The sequence below is a fragment of the Citrobacter sp. MGH104 genome, from assembly GCF_001034485.1.
Classification (GTDB): Bacteria; Pseudomonadota; Gammaproteobacteria; order Enterobacterales; family Enterobacteriaceae; genus Citrobacter; species Citrobacter freundii.
Genome location: NZ_KQ089818.1, coordinates 2,634,736 through 2,646,484 on the forward strand (window position 1 = coordinate 2,634,736; position 11,749 = coordinate 2,646,484).

General features: G+C 57.9%; 10 protein-coding genes. 8 read left to right on the forward strand and 2 right to left on the reverse strand.

From position 1 onward, the window contains the following. The 8 genes from mhpB (at position 1) to mmuM (ending at position 8,496) form a co-directional block, all read left to right on the forward strand. Positions 1-945 carry a 2,3-dihydroxyphenylpropionate/2,3-dihydroxicinnamic acid 1,2-dioxygenase gene (gene mhpB / locus SK34_RS12350; protein ID WP_048233147.1) on the forward strand — a complete coding sequence of 315 codons (945 nt, stop codon included), beginning with the start codon at positions 1-3 and terminating at the stop codon, positions 943-945. Between the two features lie 28 nt (positions 946-973). Further along, positions 974-1,840: a 2-hydroxy-6-oxonona-2,4-dienedioate hydrolase gene (gene mhpC / locus SK34_RS12355; protein ID WP_016149676.1), complete on the forward strand. Its 867-nt coding sequence runs from the start codon at positions 974-976 to the stop codon at positions 1,838-1,840. A gap of 9 nt (positions 1,841-1,849) precedes the next feature. Then, complete coding sequence (mhpD, locus tag SK34_RS12360) at positions 1,850-2,659, forward strand: 2-keto-4-pentenoate hydratase (protein WP_003847652.1); 810 nt, start codon at positions 1,850-1,852, stop codon at positions 2,657-2,659. Continuing rightward, a complete protein-coding gene (mhpF, locus tag SK34_RS12365) occupies positions 2,656-3,606 on the forward strand; it encodes an acetaldehyde dehydrogenase (protein ID WP_003838629.1) in 951 nt (316 codons plus the stop codon). Before mhpD ends, mhpF begins: the two co-directional genes overlap by 4 nt. Then, the gene (gene mhpE, locus SK34_RS12370) at positions 3,603-4,616 is read left to right on the forward strand and encodes a 4-hydroxy-2-oxovalerate aldolase (protein WP_003021379.1); all 1,014 of its coding nucleotides are present in this window, start codon (positions 3,603-3,605) and stop codon (positions 4,614-4,616) included. The genes mhpF and mhpE overlap by 4 nt, the downstream gene beginning before the upstream one ends. A gap of 68 nt (positions 4,617-4,684) precedes the next feature. Further along, on the forward strand, positions 4,685-5,899 hold the full coding sequence (gene mhpT / locus SK34_RS12375; RefSeq protein WP_048233813.1) for a 3-(3-hydroxy-phenyl)propionate transporter MhpT: 1,215 nt from the start codon (positions 4,685-4,687) through the stop codon (positions 5,897-5,899). A gap of 274 nt (positions 5,900-6,173) precedes the next feature. Beyond that, positions 6,174-7,577, forward strand: coding sequence for an S-methylmethionine permease (gene mmuP, locus SK34_RS12380; protein WP_046669946.1), 1,404 nt, complete (start codon positions 6,174-6,176; stop codon positions 7,575-7,577). After that, the gene (mmuM, locus tag SK34_RS12385; protein ID WP_048233148.1) at positions 7,564-8,496 is read left to right on the forward strand and encodes a homocysteine S-methyltransferase; all 933 of its coding nucleotides are present in this window, start codon (positions 7,564-7,566) and stop codon (positions 8,494-8,496) included. Before mmuP ends, mmuM begins: the two co-directional genes overlap by 14 nt. 108 nt (positions 8,497-8,604) lie before the next feature. Here the strand turns inward: mmuM and fbpC are convergent, their stop codons facing one another. Further along, complete coding sequence (fbpC, locus tag SK34_RS12390) at positions 8,605-9,651, reverse strand: ferric ABC transporter ATP-binding protein (protein WP_003021390.1); 1,047 nt, start codon at positions 9,649-9,651, stop codon at positions 8,605-8,607. Positions 9,652-9,662: 11 nt separating this feature from the next. After that, complete coding sequence (locus tag SK34_RS12395) at positions 9,663-11,741, reverse strand: ABC transporter permease (protein WP_048233150.1); 2,079 nt, start codon at positions 11,739-11,741, stop codon at positions 9,663-9,665. Positions 11,742-11,749 lie beyond the last annotated feature (8 nt).

An 11,749-nucleotide genomic window follows, 5' to 3' on the forward strand; every position in this document is an offset into this window, starting at 1 on the left:
ATGCACGCTTATCTTCACTGTCTTTCCCACTCGCCGCTGGTGGGCTATGTCGACCCGGCTCAGGCTGTGCTTGACGAGGTTAACGGCGTGATCGCCAGCGCCCGGGCGCGTATTGCGGCGTTCGACCCGGAACTTGTAGTTCTGTTTGCCCCCGATCACTACAACGGTTTTTTTTACGATGTGATGCCGCCGTTCTGTTTAGGCGTGGGAGCCACGGCGATCGGCGATTTCGGCAGCGCGGCGGGGGAACTGCCGGTGCCGACAGATCTCGCTGAAGCCTGCGCCCACGCGGTGATGAAAAGCGGCATCGATCTTGCCGTGTCCTACAACATGCAGGTCGATCACGGCTTCGCGCAGCCGCTGGAGTTTTTGCTCGGCGGTCTGGATAAGGTGCCGGTGTTGCCGGTGTTTATTAACGGCGTCGCCACGCCGCTGCCGGGCTTTCAGCGTACCCGCATGCTCGGTGAAGCGATTGGCCGTTTCGCCAGCTCGCTGAATAAGCGCGTGCTGTTTTTAGGCTCCGGTGGTCTATCGCATCAACCGCCGGTCCCGGAGCTGGCGAAGGCTGATGCCCATATGCGTGACCGCCTGCTCGGCAGCGGCAAACAGTTACCTGAAAACGAGCGCGAGCTGCGCCAGCAGCGGGTGATCAGCGCCGCCGAGAAGTTCGTGGCCGATCAAAACACGCTGCATCCGCTGAACCCTGTCTGGGATAACCGCTTTATGAGCCTGCTTGAGCAGGGGCGTTTGCAGGAAATGGACGCGGTCAGTAACGAAGAGCTGTCCGCGATGGCGGGCAAATCAACGCACGAAGTTAAAACCTGGGTTGCCGCCTTTGCCGCCATTTCTGCCTTTGGCAGTTGGCGCAGCGAAGGTCGTTATTACCGCCCGATCCCGGAGTGGATCGCCGGATTCGGCTCTCTGAGTGCCACTACGCAGAACTAAAACAGAACTGAATATGCAGGAGAACATCATGACTTATCAACCGCAAACCGAAGCCGCTACCAGTCGTTTTCTGGAGGTGCAGGAAGCAGGCGAAACACTACGCGTGCATTTCAATGACTGTGGACAGGGCGAAGAGACCGTCGTGCTGCTGCACGGCTCCGGTCCTGGCGCGACGGGCTGGGCAAACTTCAGCCGCAATATTGATCCGCTGGTACAGGCCGGATACCGGGTGATCCTGCTGGATTGTCCTGGCTGGGGCAAAAGCGATGGGATCGTTAACCGCGGTTCGCGATCTGATCTCAACGCTCGCATCCTGAAAAGCGTGGTCGATCAATTGGATATTCAAACAGTCCACCTGCTGGGTAACTCGATGGGCGGTCACAGTGCTGTGGCGTTTACCCTGAGCTGGCCGGAGCGCGTGGGCAAACTGGTGCTAATGGGCGGCGGAACGGGCGGCATGAGTCTGTTTACCCCGATGCCGACCGAAGGTATCAAGCGCCTGAATCAGCTATACCGCGAGCCGACCATCGAGAACCTGAAGCTGATGATGGAGATCTTTGTCTTCGACACCAGCGACCTGACCGAGGCGTTGTTTGAGGCACGACTGAATAACATGCTGTCGCGTCGCGATCACCTGGAAAACTTTGTCCAGAGTCTGGAGGCCAACCCGAAACAGTTCCCGGATTTCAGCCCGCGTCTGGGTGAAATCAAAGCCCAGACCCTGATTGTCTGGGGACGCAATGACCGCTTTGTGCCGATGGATGCCGGTCTGCGCCTGCTCTCCGGAATTGCCGGTTCTGAGCTGCATATCTACCGCGACTGCGGGCACTGGGCGCAGTGGGAGCATGCGGATGCCTTTAACCAGTTGGTGCTGAACTTCCTCGCACGCCCTTAAGGAACGGACATGACGAATCATAATCTTGAGCAGCTGGCCGCCGATTTACGTCAGGCTGAAGAAAAAGGGGAAGCTATCGCCCCACTGCGTGAATTGATTGGTGTGGACAACGGCGAAGCGGCCTACGCCATTCAACGCATCAACGTGCAGTATGAAGTGGCGCGCGGGCGTCGCGTGGTCGGGCGCAAAGTAGGGCTGACACACCCGAAAGTGCAGCAGCAGCTTGGCGTCGATCAGCCGGACTTCGGTACGCTGTTTGCCGACATGTGCTACGGCGATAACGACACCATTGCGTTTGAGCGCGTGCTGCAACCGCGTATTGAAGCGGAAATCGCGCTGGTGCTGAACCGCGATCTGCCCAATGCCGACACTACCTTTGACGAGCTGTATAACGCCATCGAGTGGGTGCTGCCCGCGCTGGAAGTGGTCGGCAGCCGTATCCGTGACTGGTCAATCAAGTTTGTTGATACCGTGGCGGATAACGCCTCCTGCGGGGTGTATGTGGTCGGCGGCCCGGCACAGCGTCCGGCAGGATTAGATCTGAAAAACTGCGCGATGAAAATGACGCGCAACAACGAAGAGGTTTCCAGCGGACGCGGCAGCGAATGCCTGGGACATCCGATCAACGCCGCCGTCTGGCTGGCGCGCAAAATGGCCAGCCTCGGCGAGCCGCTACGTGCCGGAGATATCATTCTCACCGGAGCGTTAGGCCCGATGGTGGCGGTGAATGCGGGCGATCGTTTCGAGGCCCATATCGACGGTATTGGTTCAGTTGCCGCCACTTTTTCAGCGGCGGTTACAAGAGGAAGTCAGTCATGAGTAAGCGTAAAGTCGCCATTATCGGCTCCGGCAACATCGGTACCGATTTGATGATAAAAATTCTGCGTCACGGGAAGCATCTGGAAATGGCGGTGATGGTCGGTATCGATCCAGATTCTGATGGTCTGGCGCGTGCCCGACGCATGGGCGTTGCCACCACCCATGAAGGGGTGACAGGGCTTATCGCCATGCCGGAATTCGCCGACATCGACATTGTTTTTGATGCCACCAGCGCAGGCGCGCATGTGAAGAACGACGCCGCGCTGCGCGCCGTTAAACCAGCGATCCGCCTGATCGACCTGACGCCCGCGGCAATCGGCCCGTACTGCGTGCCTGTGGTGAATCTGGAGGCCAACGTTGATCAGCAGAACGTTAATATGGTGACCTGCGGCGGGCAGGCGACTATCCCGATGGTGGCGGCAGTTTCTCGCGTGGCAAAAGTCCATTACGCCGAAATTATCGCCTCGATAGCCAGTAAATCTGCGGGTCCAGGCACGCGCGCTAATATCGATGAGTTTACCGAAACCACCTCGAAGGCGATTGAAGTGGTTGGCGGCGCGGCAAAAGGTAAAGCGATTATCGTCCTTAATCCAGCCGAGCCGCCGCTGATGATGCGCGACACGGTGTATGTGCTGAGCGAAGCGGCCTCTGAGGTTGAAGTTGAAGCATCGATTAATGAGATGGCGGCGGCGGTGCAGGCGTACGTGCCGGGCTATCGTCTGAAACAGCGTGTCCAGTTTGAAGTCATCCCGCAGGATAAACCGGTCAATCTGCCGGGCATCGGCCAGTTCTCCGGGCTGAAAACCGCGGTGTATCTGGAAGTGGAAGGCGCGGCGCACTATTTACCTGCCTATGCGGGCAACCTCGACATTATGACCTCCAGCGCGCTGGCGACCGCTGAGAAAATGGCGCAGTCACTCACTCGTCAGGCAGGAGAAGCAGCATGAACGGTAAAAAACTCTATATCTCTGACGTGACCCTGCGCGACGGCATGCACGCCATTCGTCATCAATATTCGCTGGAAAACGTGCGCCAGATTGCCAAAGCGCTGGACGACGCGAGGGTGGATTCCATTGAAGTGGCGCACGGCGACGGTCTGCAGGGTTCCAGTTTTAACTATGGCTTTGGCGCGCACAGCGACCTGGAGTGGATTGAAGCGGCGGCGGACGTGGTCAAGCACGCCAAGATCGCCACGCTGCTGTTGCCGGGCATCGGCACGATTCATGACCTGAAAAATGCGTATCAGGCTGGGGCGCGCGTCGTACGCGTGGCGACCCACTGCACCGAAGCGGACGTGTCGGCCCAGCATATTCAGTATGCGCGTGAACTGGGCATGGACACCGTCGGCTTTCTGATGATGAGTCATATGACCACGCCGGAAAACCTCGCACAGCAGGCGAAACTGATGGAAAACTACGGTGCGACCTGTATCTATGTGGTCGATTCAGGCGGGGCGATGAACATGTCTGATATCCGTGACCGCTTCCGCGCCCTGAAAGCGGTGCTGAAGCCGGAAACAGAAACCGGGATGCACGCCCACCACAACCTGAGCCTTGGCGTGGCGAACTCGATTGCTGCGGTAGAAGAGGGTTGTGATCGTATCGATGCCAGCCTGGCCGGTATGGGCGCAGGCGCAGGCAACGCGCCGCTGGAGGTGTTTATCGCCGCGGCGGATAAGCTTGGCTGGCAGCACGGCACCGATCTGTATGCGCTGATGGACGCCGCCGACGATCTGGTGCGTCCGCTGCAGGACCGCCCGGTGCGGGTGGACCGCGAAACGCTGGCGCTGGGCTATGCCGGCGTGTACTCCAGCTTCCTGCGCCACTGTGAAGTGGCGGCGGCGCGTTATGGCCTGAGCGCGGTAGATATTCTGGTTGAACTGGGTAAACGCCGGATGGTGGGCGGCCAGGAAGATATGATCGTCGACGTGGCGTTGGATCTGCGCAACAGAAAATAAAAATGATTACGCGGCTGGCAACGTATCAGCCGCGATTCACCTGCATCGTGACCTCAGAGGTACATCTTATGACTACCCGTACCCCCACATCCTCATCCCGCCTGACGTTGACCGTCGGGCTGTGTTTTTTAGTCGCCCTGATGGAAGGGCTGGATTTACAGGCCGCTGGGATCGCTGCCGTCGGTATCGCCCATGCGTTTGCATTGGATAAAATGCAGATGGGCTGGATCTTCAGCGCGGGCATTCTTGGGCTGCTGCCCGGCGCGCTGGTGGGCGGCATGCTGGCCGATCGCTATGGCCGCAAACGCATTCTTATTGCCTCCGTGGCGCTGTTCGGCCTGTTCTCACTGGCGACGGCGATATCCTGGGATTTCTCATCGCTGGTGTTTGCTCGCCTGATGACCGGTGTTGGGCTGGGTGCGGCGTTGCCGAACCTGATCGCGCTGACTTCTGAGGCGGCGGGCCCGCGTTTTCGTGGTACGGCGGTGAGCCTGATGTACTGCGGTGTGCCGATTGGCGCGGCGCTGGCGGCAGCACTCGGGTTTAGCGGTCTGGCCTCTGCCTGGCAAACCGTGTTCTGGGTTGGCGGGGTGATCCCGCTGCTGCTGGTACCGCTGTTAATGCGCTGGCTGCCGGAATCACAGGTTTATACCCAACAAACGCAGGTGGCTGCCGCGCCGCTGCGCGCTCTGTTTGCGCCAACCACCGCGACAGCCACGCTGCTGCTGTGGCTGTGCTATTTCTTCACCCTGCTGGTGGTGTATATGCTGATCAACTGGCTGCCGATGCTGCTGGTCGAGCAGGGCTTTCAGCCCTCGCAGGCAGCAGGAGTGATGTTTGCTCTGCAAATCGGCGCGGCCAGCGGGACGTTAATTCTCGGGGCGTTGATGGACAAACTGCGTCCGGTGGTGATGTCACTTTTGATCTACACCGGGATGCTGGCATCACTGCTGGCGCTGGGCACGGTATCGTCATTGAGCGGCATGCTGATGGCGGGATTTGTGGCGGGGATGTTTGCCACCGGTGGGCAAAGCGTGTTGTATGCGCTGGCACCGTTGTTTTACAGCACGCAGATCCGCGCCACCGGCGTGGGAACCGCCGTCGCCGTCGGTCGTCTGGGCGCGATGAGTGGTCCGTTGCTGGCAGGAAAAATGTTAGCGCTCGGCACCGGAACGGTAGGGGTGATGGCGGCTTCTGCGCCGGGGATATTGCTGGCAGGGCTGGCGGTATTTATTCTGATGAGCCGCAAATCGCAGATGCCGATCCCTGCCAGCGGTGCTTAAGCGCTCATTCGGTAGTATGAGCTGGGAGATACGGTTCCCACTTCCGGGTGAACGCCAGTCGGTGAGGACGTTGCCAGAGTTTACATAAAGCCTGGCAACGGAGGCGTTATGAGCTGGCGGCCCTTTTTGTATTTGATTATTAATCCCCATCCGATATTAAGCGCCCGGCGCGGGCATCTGCGCCTGGTGCAGGGTTGACTTTGCATTCTGTTAACAAACGCGGTATAACAAACCTTCTTTGGATGTTTAGATGTCCATACGTTTAGAAGGTTATATGCAAACAACACAACAAAATGCGCCACTGAAGCGCACAATGAAAACGCGTCACCTGATAATGCTCTCCTTAGGCGGCGTGATTGGCACAGGGTTATTCTTCAATACCGGGTACATCATCTCCACTACCGGGGCGGCGGGAACGCTGCTGGCTTATCTGATTGGCGCGCTGGTGGTCTGGTTGGTTATGCAGTGTCTGGGTGAGCTGTCGGTCGCGATGCCGGAGACCGGGGCGTTTCACGTCTATGCTGCGCGTTATCTCGGCCCCGCAACGGGATATACCGTGGCCTGGCTCTACTGGCTGACCTGGACTGTAGCGCTGGGTTCGAGTTTTACCGCCGCCGGATTCTGTATGCAGTACTGGTTTCCACAGGTGCCGGTTTGGGTCTGGTGTGTGGTGTTCTGCGCGATTATTTTTGGCCTGAACGTCATCTCCACGCGCTTTTTTGCCGAAGGGGAGTTCTGGTTCTCGCTGGTAAAAGTGGTCACTATCATCGCCTTTATCATCCTCGGCGGGGCGGCGATTTTTGGTTTTATCCCGATGCAGGATGGCTCGCCCGCGCCTGGACTGAGTAATATCACGGCGGAAGGCTGGTTCCCACACGGTGGCTTACCGATCCTGATGACGATGGTGGCGGTGAATTTTGCTTTTTCGGGAACCGAGCTTATCGGTATTGCCGCCGGAGAAACAGAAAACCCGCGCAAGGTCATTCCGGTAGCGATTCGTACCACTATCGCGCGACTGATTATTTTCTTTATCGGCACCGTGTTTGTGCTGGCGGCGCTGATCCCGATGCAGCAGGCGGGCGTGGAGAAAAGCCCGTTTGTGCTGGTGTTTGAGAAGGTGGGTATTCCTTACGCCGCCGATATTTTTAACTTCGTGATCCTGACGGCTATTCTATCCGCGGCGAACTCCGGGCTGTATGCCTCCGGGCGCATGCTGTGGTCGCTGTCGAATGAACGTACGCTACCGGCCTGTTTTGCGCGAGTAACGAAAAACGGCGTGCCGCTGACGGCGCTGTCGGTCAGTATGCTCGGTGGTGTACTGGCGCTGTTTTCCAGCGTGGTGGCCCCGGATACGGTATTTGTCGCGCTGTCGGCAATCTCCGGGTTTGCGGTGGTGGCGGTGTGGCTGAGCATTTGCGCTTCACACTTCGTCTTTCGCCGCCGTCATCTGCAGCAGGGTAAGGCATTGAGTGAATTGCATTATCGCGCGCCGTGGTATCCGCTGGTGCCGGTACTGGGATTTGTGCTGTGCCTGGTGGCTTGTGTCGGGCTGGCATTCGATCCAGCGCAGAGAATTGCGCTGTGGTGCGGGTTACCGTTTGTGGCAGTGTGTTATGGTGCTTATTTCCTTACTCAACCGCGTAAAACCAAACAGGAGCCCGAACATGTCGCAGAATAATCCGTTAAGCGCCATCCTCGATAAACAGGATTTCCTGCTGCTCGATGGTGCGATGGCGACGGAGCTGGAAGCGCGTGGCTGTAACTTAGCCGATAGTCTGTGGTCAGCCAAAGTGCTGGTCGAAAATCCGGAGCTTATCCGCGAAGTCCATCTCGATTACTACCGGGCGGGGGCGCAGTGCGCGATCACCGCCAGCTATCAGGCGACGCCGGCGGGCTTTGCCGCGCGAGATCTGGATGAAGCGCAGTCGAAAGTGCTGATTGGCAAAAGCGTGGAGCTGGCGCGTAAAGCCCGCGAAGCGTATCTGGCAGAGAACCCGCAGGCGGGCACGCTGCTGGTAGCAGGATCGGTCGGGCCTTACGGCGCGTATCTGGCGGATGGTTCTGAATACCGTGGTGATTACCAACGTAGCGCTGAAGAGTTTCAGGCGTTTCACCGCCCGCGCGTGGAAGCCTTGCTGGATGCCGGGGCCGATCTTCTGGCCTGTGAAACCCTGCCAAATTTTGCCGAAATTAGCGCGCTGGCTGAGTTATTGACTGCATATCCGCGTGCGCGGGCGTGGTTCTCATTTACCCTGCGCGACAGCGAGCACCTGAGCGACGGTACGCCGCTGCGTGACGTGGTTGCGTTGCTGGCGGATTATCCGCAGGTGGTGGCGCTAGGTATTAACTGCATTGCGCTGGAAAACACCACCGCTGCGTTGCAGCATTTACACAGTTTAACGGCGCTGCCGCTGGTGGTGTATCCGAACTCGGGCGAGCAGTATGATGCCGTGAGCAAAACCTGGCATCATCACGGTGAGCATTGTTCGCATCTGGCGGATTATCTGCCGCAGTGGCAGGCCGCTGGCGCACGGTTGATTGGCGGGTGCTGTCGCACCACGCCGAAAGATATTGCCGCGCTAAAAGCGCGAAGCTGAGAGTTTATCGGGCCTACATCGTTCAATGTAGGCCTGATAAGCGCAGCGCATCAGGCATTGCCGGATGGTGGCACAAGCGCCTTATCCGGCCTACAAAGCCACAAAACGTTATGCCGCATCCGCCAGAACAAACATGCCGTACGGATGGATTTCGAGATAATACTGCTCGCCTACGTCCGGCTGTAAACGCGTAGCGTTGACCTGCAATAAGATCTCCTGCCCGTGCCATTCCACCGTGACTTCATACTGGGGGCCCATATAGGCCACGTGGCGGATCACGCAGCGCTGACTCTCTTCGCCGCGATCGCTAAGCGTGATCGCTTCCGGGCGCACGCCGACCATGCCTTCGCCTTGCGTATCAAAGTGCAGCGGGCGCGGCAGGTGGTAGCCGTAGATATCAACGTATTGGTCACCGAAGGTGGCCGGGAACAGGTTGGCGTCACCCATAAAACTTGCCATAAAGCGCGAGGCGGGCTGGCGGTATAGATCCTGCGGTGAACCGATCTGCATGATGTGCCCCTTGTTCATCACCAGCACGGTATCGGAAACCGCAAAGGCTTCGCTCTGATCGTGGGTGACGTACAGCGAGGTGATATCAAACTGCTTTTGCAGTTCGCGGATCTTGTCGCGCATGCTGCGACGCAGGTTGGCGTCGAGGTTACTCAACGGCTCATCAAACAGCAGCACTTTCGGCTTGAGGATCAACGCACGGGCCAGCGCTACGCGCTGCTGCTGACCGCCGGAGATCTGATCAACATAGCGCTCTTCGAATCCTTCCAGATCGACCATCGCCAGTGCCTCTTTGACACGGGTTTTCACCTCAGCGCGGGACACGCCGAGCATCTTCAGGCCGTAACCAACGTTCTCTCCCAGCGACATATGCGGGAACAGGGCATAGGACTGAAACACCATACAGATATCACGCTGCTGAATTGAGCGATGGGTGACGTCTTCGCCATCAATGAAAATCTGCCCTTCGCTCGGTTTTTCCAGCCCGGCGACCAGGCGCAAAATGGTGGTTTTGCCACAACCGGACGGGCCGAGCAGCGTCACCATTTGCCCCTGCGGGATGGTGAGGTTGATATTGTCGATTACCGTATTACTGCCAAATCGTTTGGTGACGTTGCGCAGTTCAACGAAATTTTTCTGAGTCATAGTGCGCTCCATTACGCCTGGTTTTTGGCTTTTGAACGGGAGGTACGTGATTCACCGATCAGCCAGTCAAAGATGAAAATAATCGCCAGCATCACCACGATCAGAATGGAACCGTAGGCAATCGCCACACCGTATTCGCCGTCTTCCACGCGGTTAAGGATGTAGGCCGTCGCTACGCGGGTATCCGGCGTGACGAGGAACACAATGGCGCTGACGGTGGTAATGGCGCGCACAAAGCTGTAAATCAGCGCCGAAAGGATCGCCGGGCGTAGCAGCGGCAGCAGGATATGCGTAATGGTACGCAGCGAACCGGCGCGCAGGCTGAGCGAGGCTTCATCCAGTGATTTATCGATCTGGCCTAAGCCCGCGATACCCGCCCGAATACCGACCGGGACGTTACGCATTACCATCGAGATAATGACAATCGCCGCCGTACCAGTGAGGTAAACCGGGGCGCTGTTAAAGGCCAGAATGTACGATACGCCCGCGACGGTGCCTGGAACGGCAAAGCACAGCATGGTGGTGAACTCGATGGTCTTTTTGCCCTTAAACTGCTGGCGCACGACTACCCAGGCGATCAGCAGGCCGAAGATGGCGGTGATCGGCGCGGCAATACCGGCGTAGAGCAGGGTGTCGAGCAGTGAAGGCCATGCGCCGTCGCTCATCCCCTGACCGAACAGTTTGGTAAAGTTCGCTAACGTCAGGGTGTAGTCCACGCCCCAGTTAACGGTGAAACTGCCGTAGAAAATGCTGCCGTACAGCAGGGCGTTAAAGGCAATCCACACCGCCAGCAGCGCGACCACGCTCCATACCAGCGTCACAGGTAACGGCTGCACGTCGCCCCGGTAGGATTTACCGGAAACGGTGACGTATGAGCGTTTACCAATCCACATATATTGCACGCAGAACACCAGCAGCGAGAACAGCAGCAGGAAGGCACCCAGCGTACTGGCGGCCTGGTAGTCGAGCTGCGAACCAGTGATGTAGAAGTAGATTTGCGTTGCCAGCACGTCGAAGTTTCCGCCGAGCACCAGCGGGTTACTGAAGTCAGCCAGCGACTGCACAACCACAATCAAAAAGGCGTTCGCCAGCGCTGGTTTCAGCAGCGGGACAAACACGCCGTTAAAGGTCTGCCAGTGGCTGGCACGCAGGGTGTATGATGCTTCTTCCAGCGACGGATGAATGGTTTTGATTGCTCCGTCGAGGATCATAAACGCCATCGGAGTGAAGGCCAGCACCTGCGCCAGCCAGATGCCGGTAAAACCGTACAGCCAGTTGGTGTTGGTTAAGCCAAACCATTCGACCATAAATTCGGTGATGTAGCCGGAGCGTCCCATCATCAGCGTGACGCCTAAACCCACGACAAACGGCGGGGTGACGATCGGCAAAATCGAGAAGATACGTCCGATTATGGCGCTGCGTCTGGCGATACGGGTAGTATAGATAGCCAGTACCAGACCAAAGAAGGTACAGCCGACGCCGACGGCAATCGACAGCATAATCGAGTTGAGGATCACCTGAATGATATGTGCCTGCGACAGCACATTCATAAACGCCAGCGGGGCAAATTCCCCGGCGTCGTTGGTGAACATCGGAATAAAAATAGCGATACTCGGCCAGACGATAAAAATACCGATTAGCGCGACAATCGCGGTGAGCGAACCGATGACGAAACGGTCGCCGCCCAGCCATTCCAGACGGGTGAGCGCCAGGGTCATGATCGCGCCAAGTGCCACAAACAACACAATGGTGGCATAGCCTAAGCCGCGCCCCTCAAGAGTCGCGCTGGCGACGATAAACGCCATACAGAAAAAAGCCCAGCCCGCATCAAGATAATGGCGGCCGCGCTGTTCGCGCCTGGCCTCATGGAACGGGCGCACCAGTAGCAGGCTCGGCAGCAGATACCATAACCAACTGATATTGAACTGTGACCAGCCGTAGGCAGCGAGTATTTCCTCGCCTGTCGACTCCAGCAGACCGTAGTCCAGGCTCCAGCTTGGCAACAGGGCAAACGCCAGCCAGCCAAGCAAAACCCAAAGAAATATCGCATCCCGTTTTTTCACGGGATGGAGTGCAAGTGTGTGTGACATAGCGGTTC

What these genes read in the sequence shown, in the direction of transcription:
- mmuP (WP_046669946.1), top strand. Translation starts at nt 6,174, where the DNA reads ATGCAAACAACACAACAAAATGCGCCACTGAAGCGCACAATGAAAACG.
- mhpF (WP_003838629.1), top strand. Translation starts at nt 2,656, where the DNA reads ATGAGTAAGCGTAAAGTCGCCATTATCGGCTCCGGCAACATCGGTACC.
- mhpT (WP_048233813.1), top strand. Translation starts at nt 4,685, where the DNA reads ATGACTACCCGTACCCCCACATCCTCATCCCGCCTGACGTTGACCGTC.
- fbpC (WP_003021390.1), bottom strand. Translation starts at nt 9,651, where the DNA reads ATGACTCAGAAAAATTTCGTTGAACTGCGCAACGTCACCAAACGATTT.
- mhpE (WP_003021379.1), top strand. Translation starts at nt 3,603, where the DNA reads ATGAACGGTAAAAAACTCTATATCTCTGACGTGACCCTGCGCGACGGC.
- mhpD (WP_003847652.1), top strand. Translation starts at nt 1,850, where the DNA reads ATGACGAATCATAATCTTGAGCAGCTGGCCGCCGATTTACGTCAGGCT.
- SK34_RS12395 (WP_048233150.1), bottom strand. Translation starts at nt 11,741, where the DNA reads ATGTCACACACACTTGCACTCCATCCCGTGAAAAAACGGGATGCGATA.
- mhpC (WP_016149676.1), top strand. Translation starts at nt 974, where the DNA reads ATGACTTATCAACCGCAAACCGAAGCCGCTACCAGTCGTTTTCTGGAG.
- mmuM (WP_048233148.1), top strand. Translation starts at nt 7,564, where the DNA reads ATGTCGCAGAATAATCCGTTAAGCGCCATCCTCGATAAACAGGATTTC.
- mhpB (WP_048233147.1), top strand. Translation starts at nt 1, where the DNA reads ATGCACGCTTATCTTCACTGTCTTTCCCACTCGCCGCTGGTGGGCTAT.